The sequence below is a fragment of the Paenibacillus sp. S33 genome, assembly GCF_053615415.1.
Genome location: NZ_JBSIEZ010000001.1, coordinates 4,469,211 through 4,487,188 on the forward strand (window position 1 = coordinate 4,469,211; position 17,978 = coordinate 4,487,188).

Consider the following 17,978-nt stretch of genomic DNA (forward strand, 5'->3'; position numbering starts at 1 on the left):
TCGATATATACCCATGACAAAGGAGCTTTTCATCTTGAGATATTATGTTCTGGATCGCGGGGATCAGCACTCCATGGACTTGAGTCAGCAATTTCACCGTCTTGCCCAAGAAAAGAATTTCAAGCTGGATGCCGAATCGCCGGAAATCGTCGTGTCTATTGGAGGCGATGGTACGATGCTTCATGCGTTTCATACCTTCATCGACCGCATTCCGGATATTGCCTTTGTTGGTGTACATACCGGTCATCTGGGCTTTTATGCTGATTGGCGTGCGGACGAGCTGGAGGAGCTAATCCACCTGATGAGCCAAAGCGGATCTGAGGGACCGCTTAACCCGAGAATCGTTAAGTATCCACTGATTGAGTTGGAAATTCACAAGAAGTCAGGCAATGCTTCTTTTATTGCCCTGAATGAGTTTACGTTAAAAGGGGTGGATGGCACTGTCGTTGCCCAAGTAGATATTAACGATATCACCTTTGAAATGTTTCGCGGTGACGGTATATGTGTTTCTACCCCCTCAGGAACGACCGCCTATAATAAAGCACTTGGCGGAGCTATGGTTCACCCCACCATTGAAGCATTGCAATTGACTGAGATCGCTTCCATTAATAACCGCGTGTATCGGACACTGGGATCGCCATTGCTACTGCCCAAACACCATCATTGTGATATTTTTTCACGGAAAGATCAGCGTCTTTTATTGACAGTAGATCACCTGAACTTTCCTGTCGATGACTTAATCTCTGTTCGATGTCAGGTCGCAAGTCAGAAGATCAGCTTCGCTCGTTACCGTCCTTTCCCATTTTGGGATCGAGTACGCAACGCTTTTCTTAATTAGAACCTATAAAAGAGCCGACTCTGGCTCTTTTTTTACAAACAAAACGGTTCCTGAAAATTCAGGAACCGTTTTGTTGTGGAGCTGTAAATGTCTTATTCTTTTTACTACCCTCAGCTCTTTCGGCTTTAGCAGCTGGCTGGGTCTGACGCTGGCCCTCAGGTTCACGAGAGACACGTACTTGCCGTCCCTCCCGATTTTCCTTTGACTGACGCTCATAGCGTGGTCCACGCGATTCCTTTTTATCGAAACTTCCCTGCTGATTGCGCTGTCTACGTGGTTCACGGGTTTGCTGCCCTTCACCCGGATTCCGTCCATCCTTTGCTTCACGTCTTTCTCTGGATGGACGGCTTTCGCGAGCTTCACGCGGCTGTCGTTCACGTACTTCCTGGGCATCCTTCGGTTCCCGACGTTGCAACTCACGTGGTTCTCGGGATTCTCGAGGCTGCTCCACTCGCGATTCCTCTGTAGCTGTGGAATCCTGCTGTGGTTGCGGCCACTCCTGTTCTTCAGCTGTATGTTGCAATACTTCTTGCTGCTCTTCGGGTTCTAACGTTCCCGCTTGTTCCCTTTGAGCATCTACCAACTGCTGAATATCTGGAGCAATGATTTCATCATTGACGCCGTTTTTATTAACCACTTCACGGCTTTTTTGCAACACAAAATAGGCACAGCCAAAATTGCAGTATTCATTAATGTAATCGTCCAGTACCACTATAGATGTATCCTTATTTGCTTTGGGATGACCGTCTCGATAAAAGCCCTTGAGACGTAGCTGATTGTAACCCCAATCACCAATAATGTAATCATAGCGATCCAGCACTTCACTATACCGATCACGAAACGCTTCGGGATTCCACCCGTTCTTGTGATCCTGCAACAATTCATAGTTTTTACCACCGATTTGAAACAAGCTATTCTGACCGCCTTTCCCGGATCAAGCCTGCGAAAGGGCGCCTTCTTCCTTATGCTGAGCGGCTGACTTCACCTGCTCATGCGCTTGGTAGGAGCTGCGGACCAACGGTCCAGATTCAACGTGGCTGAATCCCCGCTGTAATCCCTCTTCCTTTAACTTCGCAAAATCTTCCGGTGGATAATATTTTTGCACATATAAATGTTTCTCGGACGGCTGCAAATATTGACCAATTGTCAGAATGTCACAATCGACTTTACGCAGATCATCCATGGCTTGTAAGATCTCGTCCCACTCTTCTCCGACACCTAGCATGATGCTTGATTTCGTTGGAATAGCCGGATTTAATTGCTTCGCATGTTGAAGCAGCTCCAGAGAGCGACGGTATTTCGCTTTAGCCCGAACCTTGTCGGACATACGCTCCACCGTTTCAATATTATGATTCAGAATATCTGGTTTGGCATCCATGACGATTCGCAGCGATTCAATATCGCCCATAAAATCGGGAATCAATACTTCTACACTGCAAAGAGGTAATCGGCGGCGAATCGCACGAACCGTTTCTGCAAATATAGTAGCGCCCCCATCTTTCAAATCGTCGCGAGCCACACTGGTAACGACACAGTGCTTCAAATTCATGTTTTCAGCCGCTTCCGCGACGCGTTCAGGCTCCTGCAAGTCCAGTTCCGTAGGCATTCCCGTATTTACTGCGCAAAAACGACACGCACGCGTACAAATATCACCCAAAATCATAAATGTAGCTGTCCTATTGGCCCAGCATTCATATATATTAGGGCATCGTGCCTCCTCACATACGGTATGTAATGTCTTGGAACGCATCATGCTCTTGATTTCCTGATAGTTATCGCCTGTCGTAAGTTTAATACGAATCCAGTCGGGTTTAGCTTCCTTTACTTTTCTAGACAATGGCATAGACCTTCTTTCTGATAAGCTTAAGCTGTCATTGCCATACATTATAACATGAAAGCCATGGAAAAACCTCCATTCATTGTTCCCTTTTTGATATGACATTGATGCCGGAAAAAGTAAACTCTTTACATGGATAAAAGCGGCGGATATGGCTCAATCTAAACAAAAGCGCCCTATTCACGCTATTGTATACGGGCCTAGAATTTATTGGGCGATCAAGCCCTTCTATAGGAGGTCGGTTCACGTGCCTTACCCTACGCGGACAGCCCGAGCTGTTCGTTTGTTATCGCTGCTGTTATGTGCTACTACACTGACAACGGCCTGTCCGCTTCCTGCCCATGCCTTTGCCAATCACTTACAGTCCTCGTCCGCCAGAAGCAGCCTGACCGCAAATGTAGATGCTTCACATGCTCAGTCTTCGTCGTATACGTCCAGGCTGGCTTTATATCATTCCATCGAAGCCCTGACTGGAGTTCCTTGGTACAGACTGGCCGCCATCGACCAGTATGAACGCACACTTACGGTGGCCCATCCCAAGGATCGGAAGCATGCGGAACGAATCATAGGTATTTTCATCACGGGACCAGTCTGGTCCGGCATGATGAACCCTGATTCGGAGGATCAAAATCCGCGTTCCATTGAACTATTTTCCGGGCTGGGACAAGACGGTTCGGGTGATGGAATCGCTGACCGTAATAATGACAAGGATCTGCTGTTCAGCATCGCATCTTATCTCGGAAAGTATGGAAACAACGAGGATGAATTTGGTATTGCCGTTTGGGAATATTACCATAACAGCCGCGCAGTTCAAAGAGTTCAGCAGTTTGCTAAGCTGTATCGAACGTATGGCAAGCTGGATCTGGTCAGTCAAGCTTTCCCCCTTCCTTTAGGCAGCATTTATAGCTACCGCAGCACATGGGGTAGCCGTCGCAGCTGGGGCGGCTTCCGGATACATGAAGGAACTGATCTGTTTGCTGGCTATGGAGTTCCAGTTCGCAGTACCTGCTACGGTGTAGTTGAAATGAAGGGCTGGAATCCCTTCGGCGGATGGCGAATCGGAATCCGAGATCTCAACAACCGCTATCACTACTATGCGCATCTTTCCGGCTTTGACAAAACCGTTCACAACGGAGACATCGTTACACCCGGCCAGACGGTTGGCTGGGTCGGAAGCTCGGGCTATGGAAAACCCGGTACCCAAGGCAAGTTTCCACCGCATCTGCACTATGGTATATATCGGGACAATGGTTGGGCAGATTGGTCCTTTGACCCGTATCCGTTATTAAGACAGTGGGAGCAGTCCGAACGCAAAGCGCTCAAAACAGGAAAAACAAAAGGGACCTCCTCATAGGGGCCCTTTTGTTTTTCCTAGGCAGCTCACGTCAGTCCCCTCCGCTCTATGGCGTTGGGGACTGGCTAGAGGTGTTTTGGTTTTCCTGTGCCTCTGGAACACTTACTGTGCTGGGATCTATAGCGCCGCTACTCTCTATAGAATGGGGAGGCAACGCCAACTGCGGAGCGGCTGCACCATTTTTACCCACTGGTTTACCCTGATTGTCATAGTAGTACATCGGAACGTTGCCTACCACTAATAAATAAGAAACCGGAATTTCCGTCTCCACAATCTGAGGTTGCATCTCAAACGGTATAACCACGGACACTTCCGTCGTAATTCGAATGTACACTTCCACCAAGATCATGTTTATGCCCGCATCCTGTTGACGGGTATTTAAATCCACCTTGATTGCTCCATGCGGCTCCACCTTTAGGGGGACCGTTGGTCCATAAGCTGCCAACAGTGGACTGCCCAATGCCTGACCAATCGGAACACTCTCATCAAAATGGCTCATGCTGTCCATCGTTGCCTTGACTGCTTTGAGCGTGTCTGACGTAATTCTCATATGTTCCGCATAATTCAGAACAAAACCGGAGGTTCTCCCTTGTGCATCCGTTCTCCATTCGATCAAATTATCAGCTGTCTTCCCCTGCTCTACCTGTGCTGTAATTGCTGAATTAATAGCCTCCGTCGCCATTTGTTTAACCCGCACTTTTGCCAGGTGCATCATAGGCGGCTTCAAATGCTGCTCCACATAAGCAGCCATCTGTATGATCCCTACCAGCAGCGCCAGTGCCACAATAAAAAAAAACCTACGTCTGCCGCGTCGCCTTCTGTTAGGTGCGCTGTGCCATTGCGGTCTTCTCATCATCCGATCCCCCCGCAGCGTTGAACTTACCCTACAAGGATATGCGAGTTGTACACGAAAAAGAAGCCGCCCGTCCGGCAGCTTCTCTAGATGGAACAAATATATAATTGCAAATATAAGGTGCACTCATTATTTGAAAATATGGTCAATCTTTTCGATATCAGCCTGACTCAATTGGACATTTAGCGTCTTCAGATTCGACAGCACCTGCTCCGGCCCCTTCGCCCCTGGAATGAGGGCATCAATCGAATCACGGGTCAAATACCATGCGAGTACAACATGAGCAACCTCTGCATTCAACGCATTGGCAATCTCCCGTACCTGCTCCACTTTGTCCAAATTACGAGCAAATGCATCGCCCTGAAACAATGGATTTTTCGCTCTGATGTCCGAGAAGGTCATGTCTTTCGTATACTTACCCCCCAGCAATCCCGAAGCTAACGGGAAATAAGGCACAAACGAAATGCCATTTTCCTTGGTATAAGGCAGCAGATCCTTCTCAGCTTCCCGTTGAAACAAATTATATTGGGATTGAAGCACATCTACATAACCGTCACTATTCGCATCCTTAAGTTGTTCAATGGAGAAGTTAGATACACCAATGGCCTTGATTTTGCCTTCGTCCTTGAGCTTCTTCAGTTCTCCGACTGCTTCTGCCTTCGGTGTAGCTTCGTCCGGGAAATGGATATAAAACAGATCAATATAATCGGTCTGCAATCTTTTCAGACTGGATTCGACGGATTCACGCAAAAAAGCAGGCGAGTTGTCAAAAACGACCTCTCCGTTTACGAATTTGTGTGCACCCTTCGTGGCAATAACAGCTTTATCACGCTGACCACGCTCTTTCAATACCTCACCAATCAACCGTTCCGAGTGCTCAGGTCCATAAATAAAAGCCGTATCCAGAAAATTGATGTCGTTATCCAAAGCTGTGCGAACGACTTCTTTGCCCGTTTCATCATTCAAATCGGAAAAGAGATTATGTCCTCCCACTTTATTTGCACCCAAACCGATTGGTTTTACATATAAATCTGTTTTACCAAGACGCACTTGCTCTGCCAATTCACGTCATCTCCTTTTCGAAAGTTACTTCCATTTTATTATTAGATTCCAAAAAAAGCAAAGTGCGTACCTGGCAGTTGTCCTCATCCTTTAATCCCCGTCAACGCAATCCCTTCCATAAAATACTTCTGTCCTATGGCAAACAGAATAATAGCAGGCAAGACTACAATTAAAGATGCGGCCATCAAAACGCCCCATTGAGCCGAATATATTCCCTGAAACTGCTGTAGCCCAATCGCCAACGTAAATTTGCTCTCATCATTAAGGTAAACCAGCGGCCCCATAAAATCATTCCATGTGTTCAGAAACGTAAATAATCCAATGACCAAAATTGCCGACCTCGACAAAGGCAAAATAATACGGGTAAAAATCGTAAAATGATTGCCTCCATCCACAAATACAGCTTCATCCAGTTCTCGTGGTAGAGTCATGTAAAATTGTCTTAGCAAAAAAATATTAAAAACGCCTCCACCAAAAAACGAAGGTAATACCAATGGAACGTACGAATTAACCATGCCTAATGCCTGCCAACCAATAAACGACGGAATCAGCGTGACTGCAAACGGCAGCATCATGCTGCTTAATAATAGAGCAAATACCTTATCTCTTCCCTTCCATCTCATTCGCGCAAAGCTATAGGCAGAAATGGTACTCGACAGAAGTACACCCGCCAAAGTACCCGCAACGACGAGAAATGTATTCACGAAATAGCGTCCAAACGATAACTCTTCAAACGGCTGTAAAAAATTCTCGAGTACAAAAGGCTCTGGAATCCATTTCGGCGGAATCAAAAAAATCTGACTTAAATCCATCATGGAGCTTCGCACCAGCCAATAAAAAGGAAACATACAAAACAGGGAGCCCACTATGAGAACTGTGTAGAGTAACACCCTGCTCCCACTCCAACCGCGTTTTTTCATCTTCATGCCCCCCCGCCTTCGTAATACACCCATTTTCGGGCCGTCTTGAACAGAAAGGCAGTGAATACCAAAACGACAATAAAGAGCACCCAAGCAATAGCACAGGCATAACCCATATTCGAAAAGGTAAATGCCTCGCGAAACAAATAAAAGGTATAAAACAAGCTGGAGTTATTGGGTCCGCCCTGAGTCATGACGTAAGGCTGAACAAACACTTGAAACCCACCGATGAAGCCCATAATCGTATTAAAAAAAATAGTGGGCGATGTCAATGGAATTGTAATATACATAAGCTTATGAAGAGCATTTCCACCGTCAATTTCAATGGCTTCATAATAATGTCTAGGTATATCTTGCAAGCCTGCCAGAAAAATAATCATGGTTCCTCCAACGGTCCACAAACTCATTAAAACCAGCGTAGGAACTACCGACCCTTCGCTATAGATCCACTGACTTTCGGGCAAATGCAGCGCACGCAACACCACATTTAGCAAACCAAGATCCGGATCAAACAGCCACATCCAGATCATAGACGATGCTATGAGTGGCACAATGGTAGGGAGATAAAAAACAGTCCTGAAAAAAGCCAGACCTTTTACCTTTTGATTAAGTAATATCGCTAAAAAGAAAGCTACAATAATTTGCAGGGGCACACTTAGAAACACATAATAAAACGTAACCCCGAGTGATTTATAAAAAAATTGATCCGTACCGTCAAATAAGTGGACGTAATTATCCAGACCGATAAAATGGGCTTGTGAAGCAACCTTGTAATCGGTAAGACTGAACCAGAGACTAGCGATCATCGGTCCCAGAACAAAAATGACAAAGCCGAGAATAGCAGGGGCGGCAAAAAGCCACCCCAACCCATTTTCCTTCTTACGAATAGAAGATAATGATTGCATTCTATCCCTCTCTTTCTGTCAAAACACTCACCTTATTCTTTTGGATACGTCCCCTTAAATTCCGCGTTGGCCTTTGCGGAAACCTCCCTAAATGCTTGCTCCACCGTTTTCTTTCCTAGCCATACCTGATCCAGCGCCGGGTTAATGATGGCATTGATTTTTTCCGAGTTTTTCAGATAATAGTCGTAAGAATTAACACCGTTATGCAGCGTTTGGTTCATGACAGCATCACGGTAACCATCGGCATGACCTGGTTTGACATCGGCCCATTTGCTAATCAAGTCTGGTTCGGTGTACCACTTTTTCATGACAGGCATCCACAATCCGCTGGAATGCATGTCAAGTCCGCTTTCAGCATCCAGCAAGAATTTATAAAACATCCATGCTTCTTTAGGATGTTTGGTTTTGGCAGAAATCACTTCCGGTTCGCCAAACAGGATCGTTTTGCTGCTCTTCAGTTTAGGTAACACGCCTACACCAAAATTCACCTTCGATTCTCCAAGATCCAATTGAACCCACTGTCCATCCAGATCCATCGCTACACGCTTACTTTGCAGTGCTACGGCCGGGGAAGGTATATTTTTGGACTGCGTCGGCGACGGTGCCACATAATAAACATTGATCAGATCAGCCATTTTCTGAACAGCTTCAATCACATCAGGGCTCTCAAGATTAAGTGAGTCCCCTTTGTCTGAAATGACACTTGCGTTATTGGAAGGCACAAGCAAATGCCACATCCATGTATCAAACCGAACTCCATACTGTTTAATGTTACTTGCATCGAAATTGGGGCTGAGCGCATTATTTCCCGCTTTATCAATGGTGAGCTTTTGTGCTGTCTCTAAAAACTGCTCCCATGTCCAAGCCTCTTCAGCCTTTACTGGTGGCAAAGCAACACCAGCCTCATCAAACAAATCTTTATTGTAATAGAGGGCGAAAGCTTCCTCAGTTACCTTGACCCCTGCCACTTTGTCCTTATCCCAATAGATGACTGAATTAGGAATAAGACTTTCCTTCGTTAGCTCCTTATCCTCCTTCAAAAATTCATTTAAATTATATAGTTTGCCTTGTTCAGCCCATTGCAGAGCCTGTGCTTTATAAATGGGAAATACATCGGGTGCCTGATTGGCAGCAAACATCGTCGTTAATTTGGTAACGTAATCTCCGGGGATATGCATATAGTTGATTTTGATCCACGGATATTTCTCTGTAAATTTTTTAGCGATTTCCTGCTGAACCTTCTTTTCATTGGTGCTACCCCAACTGGCATAGGTCAGTGTCACTTGCTCGTGACCCTGCAAATCAACTGGTTTGCTGCTGCTCTCATTTGAACTACAGGCTGACATAAGCCCAACGATCAAGCACATGCAGACGATCCATAATTTTCGTTTTAACATGAGTAACGCCCCCAAACCGGTTATTTTTTTATCTTTTCGTTTGTTGCTTCGTCACTAAATTCATTTTAGCAAACGCTTACATTTTTAAAAGTCGTACTCTCATTGGATTGGTGTCATTTGATTAGATCTATGAATTTCCCCGATGCGAATCTGGACGAATGCCCCCTTACCTGCTGGCGAGTGGAGCGTAACGCCATATTCCATTCCATATAATAGCCGTACTCTTCTGTCTACATTTTTAATGCCCGTTGATCTGATTTCTCCAGCTTGAATTCGGCGTATATGATCTTCCTGAATTCCTAATCCGTTATCCTCTACTTTAAAACACACCAATTGCTTCTCAATCCAGGCTGTGATTCTAATCAGACCTCCTGATTCCATTTCCGCGAAGCCGTGAATAATTGAATTCTCCACAAAAGGCTGCAAGAAAAGTTTGGGAACTTCCATTTGAAGCAAAATGGGATCAATATCATATTCCACCTTGAACTTGTCCTCAAAGCGATTCTGCATAATATAAATGTATTTTTCCAGCCAATTCAGATCGGTTTCCAAGCTCCATGTATCGTTTTTGTTTCGAGTAGTAATTTGCAGCATTTCCGCCAGACTAATGATCAATTGGCCCAGCTCCTGCTGTTGATGTTCTAACGCGATCCAATACATGGTCGTTAAGGTGTTATACAAAAAATGGGGGTTAAGCTGTAAATTAAGTGCCATTAACTCCGACTCTTTGGCTCGTAGACGTGACTTGTAATTTTCCTCAATTAAATCTTTAATTTTTTCATTCATTTGATTAAAGCGAATCACCAGATCTCCCAATTCATCATAGCCACGTACAGGAATTCGAATATCAAAATGTCCCTTCTCCATTACTTTCATCGCCTGTTTCATATCCGTGATGGGCTTACTGATATAAACAGACAGTAAATAAGCAAGAATAACAGCAACGAGCATCATAAAACCTAAAAAAAACACCGTGTAGGTGCGAATCGTTGACAGATGTCCCAATACATCTTCCATAGGTATGGCTATATAAGATACCCAGCCCGTCGTCTTCATGGCTTCGTAAACCAGTAATATGCTTTGACCTTTAACGTTTACCATTTTCATCCCTTGTTCCGAAGTAATGGCATCCTTAAGCCAATCCGCCACGGGTTCCCCTACTTGTTGCTGTCTATCTGAACTCATGACCATCCCGTTTTTATCATGAATCATGCCATAGGATAGATGTGCAAATCCGCTACGGGCTGCGTAATCTTCAAAACCCCCTTTTAACAAGTCAGGACGAAAATTCAATATAAGTATAGGTTTTTCCTTTCCCTCCGGAAGCGTATGGAAGGTTCCTGCATCATCTAATGCAGTCAAATGGAGCTGCTTTACCACAGCAAATAAAGAACTAAACTCATAAGAGCCTCGTTTTAAATCCTGCTGATGGAATGTATCGGCATACGAATAAGCGGGAATCCATTGGGTAGCCCCCTCTGCTTCCACCGCCGTTGTTGCCAACGGAGAAGAATAGAACGGCTGAACAGGAATATACATCCGATCAGTGCTTCCATATGCATAATTTTGTGTCATAATTTGGGAAGCGTATACTTCCTCCATATTGCCAAAATATCTGTACAAAATTTTTGTAATGCTGCGATCAGCTCGTAACAGTGATGAAGAATCCGAAGTATCCACGTTCGTAATAGTTTGAAGAAGGTCATGATCGATTGGAATCATATCTACGGTTTTTTGAATAGCTGTCAGCTTGTTATCCAGCAACTGGTTATTACTACGCAGAACGCTTGTAACGCTATCTGTTACATTTGTAGTGATATTCCGTGCGCTCGTTTCAAAGTAAACGAAACCTAGGAGCAAAACGATAAAACCAGACAACAAAAAATAGGACAGCATCAATTTCGTACGAAAGCTACTGTCCAAAAATTTTTGATACATATATTTAACTTGGCGCATCGTATCTTCCTTTCACCTAACAATCAGTTGAATTTCCTACGGAATTCTTCCGGTGTGTGCAATACGTTTTTTTTGAACACTTTAAAAAAGTACTTGATATCTTTATAACCAACTTGTCTGCTAATTTCTGCGACCTTGGCGTCTGTATGCAGCAGTAAGTGCTGAGCCTTTTGCATTCTGAGCTTCACCATATATTCCGTGAACGAGAGCCCAAAATAATTTTTGAACAGAATGCTAAAATAGGACGCATTATAGTGGAAGCGCCGGGCCACGATCTCCAGACTAAGGTCTTCATGTAGATGTGCATCTAGAAATTCCTTGCACTTTCTCATAATGGGATCGCCTTTGGAGCCGTTATGAAGCTCAAGAATCAGCTCTTTTAACCATGTTGCAACACCATCCTCAAGATTCCGAAGACAGGTAGCCTCTTCGACAGCTTTGTTCAAACGTTCCGAGAAACGTGAGTAGACTTCCTCACTCCACCCTATATTAATCCGTTGTAAACTAACCAACAGAAGGTGTACCAATTTTGCTTTAAGCGCTTCAGGTGCAGGATACCCTTGCGTCATTTGTCCAATGAAATTCTGCACCCGATCCAATAGCTGATCTGACTCTCCAATAGAGATAGCGCTTTCAATAAATTTAAAAAAGGCCATTTGTTCGTATGCGCTCATTTCTTGTACTGGCTGCTCATCTTCTGAAATGACAAGGTTCAGACATCTGATGTGAGGTCTATAAAAGCGCAAGGAGATCAGACCGACGGCCTTTTCGTGAGATTGGCTTATTTGCATTTCATTAAAATTAAAAGGCTGACCCCAAGCAAACCAGATTGAAATCGCTTGCTGTTGCTCCAAATTTTTCAGCCCAGCTTGAAGTGTGCTTTTGGCCTCCTTGCCTTCAGCCCTATCCTTCCAATTCACCACTGCAACCACATGGTCTTTATGGGTTTCAAGTGGAAACACGACAGAAGACGCCCAAGGCCGCAATATTTCAACAACCGTATTACGGAGCTGAGAATCCCACATATGTATATCCTCCGGGTGGGCTATGGATGCTCCCAACGCGAGAACTTCTCCTACCCCATGCCATCCAAAGTGACTCTTTAATAGGCTTTTCTCGCTAGGCTGTAATTTGTCTGTCACACATCTGCTAAACAAATGCTCCACAAATGCAGGCATACTCTGCTCAATCTGATTCAACGCTGTTTGATTCCCACTCAGTGTTTCCTGTTCCTCTACAATGATCTTCTCCATATGTTGAAGCACTTCAATAAGTTGCTGTGATTGCACCGGTTTCACCAAATAATCATTCGCCCCATACCTCACCGCCTGCTGTGCATAGCTAAATTCCTGGTAGACTGTCACTAAAATAACTTTAGTCTCATGCTGACCGAATGTTCTCAATTGTTGAAGATATTCAAGTCCATTCATGATCGGCATTTGAATATCTGTAAAAACGATTTGGATCGTTTTGGATAACGAAATGGTCAGAGCATCTTTCCCGTTCTTGGCTTCCCATACCTCGTATTCGGGACGTAGATCCCTGACCATGGCAGCCAGACCTCGACGCTGTCTAGTTTCATCATCCACAACAAGTACTCCCAGCGGGATCGAATTCACTGACTCCCCTCCTGTCGTTTTCATACACGCATTTTTTTCAGTATAACACTTACAGGTGGGAGCCGATCCTATTTTCTTTTTCGCTTCATACTGCGGATGGTCGTTTTTGTGGCCTGATCCACCCGATATGATTCCGTGATTTTTTGCAGTGCTTTGTTGAAGGTAAAATCATCTAATGTATTATGATTTAAATACGCCATGGTTACCTCAGGTAGCTTGATATAACAGATCGATATCGCCCATGCTACCGCCATTTGTACATAATAATCCTCGCGATGGGTCTGATCCAGTAAAGTAAACACCCGCTTCATATACTGTTCCTCAATATAAAAATTAAGAAGCATAACTACACCAAACCGAATTTCATATTCTTTCTTGGAGAATAGATAGGGCTGAATAAACTCCCACACCCGTTCTTTATGATGTTTCGTGATTTTCAATCCGGCACAGAAACTATCACATACGGACCAATTATCAATTTTAGGAACAAACTTGGCGGTATAACTCAAAACTTCCTCTATATCCGTTTTTACAGAACCAATCACCATACCTTGCAGCATTACTTCTTCGAAGTGTTCACTTTCAGCGGTCTCCAGGTAGAGGGTCCAATCCCCTTTGGCAATATCTTGAGCAAGCTTACGCAGCACTGGCAGACGTACACCCAGCACATTATTAATCGTCGGAAGCAATGCAGCCGTAAATTTCTGAAAATCTGCATCCACATATGACAGTATCTGTTCTCTAATTGTTTTCTCCATCATTTCCACTCCCTGATTCTTAACGAAATGAAATACTCCATAAATAAATGGAGGCCACCGAACCATAAGGCGAATAGACTCGGCGGTACTCCTCAAATTGCTGCTTGGTCAAGGTATCTAAATGGTACAACTTCATCATTCCCCGTCGAATAGCCATATCACCCCAACTGACGACATCTGGACGCTCCATACAATTAATCAGCATCATTTCAGCCGTCCAAGGTCCTATTCCTTGCAGCGAGGACAATTTCTGAATCACCTGTGCATCGGAAAGCTCATATAATTCCTGTAAATCCAACAGGCCCTGCCCGATCGTTTGGGCTATATTAAGAATACATCTGGCCTTTTTCATGGTGATGCCACAGCTTTGAATATCTAAAGCCGACTGAACAGCTATATTTTGTGGAGTGATCACGCCTAACTTCTCCTGCATCCTTGCCCATATGGTCTGAACCGCCTTGGCCGATATAAGCTGTCCCACAATCGCATGAACGAGCGCCGCAAACAGGTCGGGAATGATCACACGTTCTACCTTGCCCATTTGCATCATCGCTGCACCAAGTACGGTGTCTACGTTTTTTAGATAATTGATTTCCTTTTCCCCATAGTCAAAGTTTTTGGTCATTACGGTTTGCATTCGTTCTCCCGTTGCCCCCTTATATGGTTCACTCTTGATTCAATGGCATGGACTGCTTTTACATCAAGGTTCGAAACCTTCTTTGCTCACGTAGAGCTGTTCCTTCGGAAAAACATGAAGAAAACGCTCATAAACCGCCTTATAGGCAGCAGGATGATACCATTCTTCCAGCCCCAATGACTCGTACAGCACACCCATTTTCAAGCTACGCGTTCGTCTCCCCCCACTGCCATCTCCCATAAAATAATCATCAATACAGACACGGTTGACCAGAGGCAAAAGCTTGTCTGCAAAATGTTCACTGCTTGGAAGCATCGGAGCAATCGTAGCTTGCGTAGGTACACCTGCCTCCTTTAAGAGATGTAGCGTTTGGAGACGAGCCTGGATGGGAGGAGCCTCCGGGGTAAAATGTTTGCGTATATCTTCACGATCTGTTTCTATAGTCATACTCACACGTACACGATCCCCCAATCGGAGCAGTAAATCAGTATCCCGCCGTACCAGTGGACTGCGCGTCTGTAAAAAGAGAAAATCCGGGGGATCCTCCACCATCACCTCCAGCAGAGACCGGGTCACCTCTTCCTTGTACTCGGCAGGCTGATAAGGATCTGTGCTTGACGACATGAAAATCGTGACTTTACCTTTGGATTTGGCTCTACGAAGCTCCTTGCGAAGAATATCTGCAGCCTGATTTTTAATATCAACCCATGTCCCCCACGCCTCCTTCCGAAATGTGGAGACTGGCAATTGGCGTACATAGCAATACGAGCAACCAAAGGTACAACCTGTATACGGGTTCAACGAATGTGTATACCCTGACAAGAAGCCGGTCCCTTTATTCAAAAGAGTCTTGGGGGATTTGTAATACTCATTTTTCATACTGAACCGATGCCACACTTTCCTTTTCGAGCTGCAAAAGCTTCACCTTCATGTCCAAACCACCACGATATCCGGTCATAGCTCCATTTTTACCGATGACCCGATGACAAGGGACTGTGACCAAAATCGGATTAGCACCGATGGCAGTCCCCACCGCACGAACAGAGGCTGGCTTTTGAATAGCGTTGGCAATGTCTGAATAGGATAGTGTTTCCCCATACGGAATATCACACAATGCATTCCAAACCGCCATCTGGAACGCAGTTCCATGAAAATCAAAGGGCAATGTAAATTGGGCGCGCTTCCCTTGGAGATATTCAATCAGCTCCTTGGCATAGGGCTGTAAAGCAGCATCCTCTTCAACTAAAGGACTGCCGGGAAATCGTCTTCCCGCCCATGAAAACAATTCCTCTACAGGTTGATTGGGCGAACCTACATAACATAGTCCTTCCGATGTAGCTGCAATATATAAATTCCAATCCTCATGTGTCAACAATGACCAATAGATCGTTTTATTTATTTGCTGTGCCATGCTGTGTACCTCCATTTTGTGTTGCTTTCAATTTGAGTTGGCGATATTGCAATGGGGTGTAGCCTGTATTCTTTTTAAATAACGTAATAAAGTAAGGTGCATTGCACAGACCTACGTTCTCCCCCACTTCCGCAACAGATATATCTGAGTAAATGAGCAGCTTCTTCGCTTGTTCCAACCTGGTCTGCTGTATATATTCCATTGGAGTCATATGCATGATCCGCTTGAAGGTACGATGTAAATGATACGGACTTCCATGGCTTATTTCAGCCAGGATGTGCAATGTTAAGTCCTTCATATAGTTAGAATTCACGTATTCTGTAACCAGTGCGATCCATTCATGATCAGGCAATCGTTGTCCTGTCGGTTTACATCTTTTGCATGGACGGAAATGCTCGACCAATGCCTGCTCTACTGTTTTAAATATACGGATGTTCTCTCTTTTGGGAGGTCGGGATTTGCAGGAGGGGCGACAAAATATTCCCGTTGTCTTCACAGCGTACAAAAATACCCCATCATATGACTTGTCGTTTTCTACGATAGCGTTCCACTTGTCGTCAGTTATGGATAAATCGGATGTACTCATTCAAATCACCTCTCTAATGCAAATGTGGCCTCCCCACATATCCATGGCAGAATTATTCAAAATCCTTCTGTCTAAATTATAGACTAAATAGTGAACATATGTACCCTTCTTGGGATGTAAAGGCAAGATAACGAAAAAAAGATGACTCCCCGCGGAGCCACCTTTGATCTTACTTATCTATCTTATTATTTAGGCTTGAAGCTTGCTCGGTTTGGCGGTGATCGTCAACTCATCTGAAGGAGGCTGATATTCCTTTGACCAGTACTCGGCATTTGAAATACCTGCCTTCTTCGGGTCAAACACCGGGTCCAGCCCTTGCCTCCGCTGCTGTTCGTAATCCTTAAGCACAAGAAGAGCAGGCTTGGCCAACAGAATCATACCCATCAGATTCACCCAAAGCATAATGCCGACACCCATATCCCCCAGTGTCCACGCCAGAGCCGATTCCTTGACGACCGTTCCATAGAACGTCGAACCCAGAATAACCAGCTTTAGGACGAACATAGGCCATTTGGCTTTACGGTCGGCAACCAGGTAGGCCATATTCGTTTCTGCGATGTAATAATACGCGATAATGGTCGTAAATGCGAAAAAGAACAAGGTAATGGACAGCAGACTCGATCCAAAACCGGGAAATACCGATTCAATAGCAGCCTGTGTATATTGGGTTCCCTCTTCAACACCCGGGAGATGTTGCACAATAAAATCGCCACCAGGTCCCTTCACATTATACATACCAGTAAACAGGACCATAAAAGCCGTAGATGTACAGACTAAAAAGGTATCCACATACACGGAAAACGCCTGAACTAGCCCCTGTTTTGCTGGATGGGACACTTCTGCGGCGGCTGCCGGGTGCGCACCAGAGCCTTGTCCGGCTTCGTTGGAATAAATCCCCCGCTTTACACCCCAAGCAATCGCCGTCCCTGCCATACCGCCGAACACAGAATCCACGCCAAAGGCACTACGAAAGATCAGCGAAAATACATCGGGAAGTGCAGTAATGTTCGTCATCATAATGTAGAAAGAGACGAGGATGTAACCGAGTGCCATAAACGGAATGACAACCTGAGCCACATTGGCAATCCTTTTTACACCACCAAAAATGATAAGCGCCAGCAACACGACTATTAAAATCCCCGAAACCTTCATATCCATGCCAAACGAACTGTGAAAAGCTACAGCAATGGAGTTCGATTGAGTTCCCGGCATCAGTAAACACATCGCGACCAACGCAGCAACCGCAAAAATGACGGCAAACCATTTTAAGCCTGTCCCTTTTTCAATATAGAAGGCTGGACCGCCCCGGTACTGACCATCGCGCTTTACCTTATACACCTGAGCCAGTGTGGATTCTACAAAAGCTGTAGCCGACCCGATAAAGGCCATGACCCACATCCAAAATATCGCCCCAGGTCCACCCATACCAACCGCCAAAGCAATCCCAGCAATATTCCCCGTCCCTACACGCCCCGATAGTGCCATCGTAAAGGCCTGAAAGGAGGATACACCTGCCTCGGAACTTTTCCCTTTAAATACTAGGCGGATCATCTCTTTGAAATGCCTGATTTGCAGGAATCGAGTCATGATCGAAAATAATAGTCCCACACCCAAACAGACATATATCACAGGATTGCTCCAAATGACGCCGTTTACTGCCTCTGCCCACTGCTCTAACATTCCTTGTATTTCCCCCTGATCAATCCATTGATTTTCTTGTCTATGTTTTCAGAAAATTTGCATAATTACAAAAAATTATAGATTAGTTTTTACCCCCATACAAGTTAATTTAATTGACATATTGTCAATTACAAGTCGGCTTACCAGCTACATAAAATGACGACA

17 protein-coding genes are annotated in these 17,978 nt (G+C 44.8%); 2 read left to right on the forward strand and 15 right to left on the reverse strand.

Features of this window, described 5'->3' with window-relative positions; translation table 11 throughout:
• The first annotated feature begins 34 nt into the window (after window positions 1-34).
• Window positions 35-838: an NAD kinase gene (locus ACWGXJ_RS20355; protein WP_013372943.1), complete on the forward strand. Its 804-nt coding sequence runs from the start codon at window positions 35-37 to the stop codon at window positions 836-838.
• A gap of 58 nt (window positions 839-896) precedes the next feature.
• Here ACWGXJ_RS20355 and ACWGXJ_RS20360 read toward each other — a convergent pair whose 3' ends face one another.
• Both ACWGXJ_RS20360 and lipA read right to left on the reverse strand, forming a co-directional pair.
• Window positions 897-1,748 (reverse strand): YutD-like domain-containing protein, encoded by an 852-nt coding sequence (locus ACWGXJ_RS20360; protein ID WP_452567492.1) that lies wholly within the window; start codon window positions 1,746-1,748, stop codon window positions 897-899.
• 24 nt (window positions 1,749-1,772) lie between these two features.
• Complete coding sequence (lipA, locus tag ACWGXJ_RS20365) at window positions 1,773-2,675, reverse strand: lipoyl synthase (RefSeq protein WP_069290345.1); 903 nt, start codon at window positions 2,673-2,675, stop codon at window positions 1,773-1,775.
• A gap of 247 nt (window positions 2,676-2,922) precedes the next feature.
• Between lipA and ACWGXJ_RS20370 the strand changes: the two genes are divergently transcribed.
• Window positions 2,923-4,029, forward strand: a complete 1,107-nt coding sequence (locus ACWGXJ_RS20370) for a M23 family metallopeptidase (protein ID WP_452567493.1) — start codon at window positions 2,923-2,925, stop codon at window positions 4,027-4,029.
• Between the two features lie 46 nt (window positions 4,030-4,075).
• On the opposite strand, the gene yunB is transcribed toward ACWGXJ_RS20370, so the two are convergent.
• The 13 genes from yunB to ACWGXJ_RS20435 form a co-directional block, all read right to left on the reverse strand.
• Window positions 4,076-4,882 (reverse strand): sporulation protein YunB, encoded by an 807-nt coding sequence (gene yunB / locus ACWGXJ_RS20375; protein ID WP_416381856.1) that lies wholly within the window; start codon window positions 4,880-4,882, stop codon window positions 4,076-4,078.
• 129 nt (window positions 4,883-5,011) lie between these two features.
• A complete protein-coding gene (locus tag ACWGXJ_RS20380; protein WP_452567494.1) occupies window positions 5,012-5,944 on the reverse strand; it encodes an aldo/keto reductase in 933 nt (310 codons plus the stop codon).
• 83 nt (window positions 5,945-6,027) lie between these two features.
• Window positions 6,028-6,864 (reverse strand): carbohydrate ABC transporter permease, encoded by an 837-nt coding sequence (locus ACWGXJ_RS20385; RefSeq protein ID WP_452567495.1) that lies wholly within the window; start codon window positions 6,862-6,864, stop codon window positions 6,028-6,030.
• Between the two features lie 2 nt (window positions 6,865-6,866).
• Complete coding sequence (locus ACWGXJ_RS20390; protein ID WP_069290350.1) at window positions 6,867-7,769, reverse strand: carbohydrate ABC transporter permease; 903 nt, start codon at window positions 7,767-7,769, stop codon at window positions 6,867-6,869.
• Window positions 7,770-7,801: 32 nt separating this feature from the next.
• Window positions 7,802-9,166, reverse strand: coding sequence for an ABC transporter substrate-binding protein (locus tag ACWGXJ_RS20395; protein ID WP_452567496.1), 1,365 nt, complete (start codon window positions 9,164-9,166; stop codon window positions 7,802-7,804).
• 99 nt (window positions 9,167-9,265) lie between these two features.
• Complete coding sequence (locus ACWGXJ_RS20400) at window positions 9,266-11,122, reverse strand: histidine kinase (RefSeq protein WP_452567497.1); 1,857 nt, start codon at window positions 11,120-11,122, stop codon at window positions 9,266-9,268.
• A 23-nt stretch (window positions 11,123-11,145) separates the two neighbouring features.
• The gene (locus ACWGXJ_RS20405) at window positions 11,146-12,741 is read right to left on the reverse strand and encodes a response regulator transcription factor (protein WP_452567498.1); all 1,596 of its coding nucleotides are present in this window, start codon (window positions 12,739-12,741) and stop codon (window positions 11,146-11,148) included.
• 68 nt (window positions 12,742-12,809) lie between these two features.
• Entirely contained in the window at window positions 12,810-13,499 is a 690-nt protein-coding gene (locus ACWGXJ_RS20410; RefSeq protein WP_452567935.1) for a DNA alkylation repair protein, read from the reverse strand.
• A gap of 19 nt (window positions 13,500-13,518) precedes the next feature.
• A complete protein-coding gene (locus ACWGXJ_RS20415; protein WP_452567499.1) occupies window positions 13,519-14,136 on the reverse strand; it encodes a DNA-3-methyladenine glycosylase family protein in 618 nt (205 codons plus the stop codon).
• Between the two features lie 63 nt (window positions 14,137-14,199).
• Window positions 14,200-15,015, reverse strand: coding sequence for a radical SAM protein (locus ACWGXJ_RS20420; protein WP_452567500.1), 816 nt, complete (start codon window positions 15,013-15,015; stop codon window positions 14,200-14,202).
• The gene (locus ACWGXJ_RS20425) at window positions 15,005-15,547 is read right to left on the reverse strand and encodes a methylated-DNA--[protein]-cysteine S-methyltransferase (RefSeq protein WP_452567501.1); all 543 of its coding nucleotides are present in this window, start codon (window positions 15,545-15,547) and stop codon (window positions 15,005-15,007) included. The genes ACWGXJ_RS20420 and ACWGXJ_RS20425 overlap by 11 nt, the downstream gene beginning before the upstream one ends.
• On the reverse strand, window positions 15,528-16,133 hold the full coding sequence (locus ACWGXJ_RS20430) for a bifunctional transcriptional activator/DNA repair enzyme AdaA (protein ID WP_452567502.1): 606 nt from the start codon (window positions 16,131-16,133) through the stop codon (window positions 15,528-15,530). The genes ACWGXJ_RS20425 and ACWGXJ_RS20430 overlap by 20 nt, the downstream gene beginning before the upstream one ends.
• A 189-nt stretch (window positions 16,134-16,322) precedes the next feature.
• Window positions 16,323-17,813, reverse strand: a complete 1,491-nt coding sequence (locus ACWGXJ_RS20435) for an alanine/glycine:cation symporter family protein (protein ID WP_452567503.1) — start codon at window positions 17,811-17,813, stop codon at window positions 16,323-16,325.
• Between the last annotated feature and the right edge of the window lie 165 nt (window positions 17,814-17,978).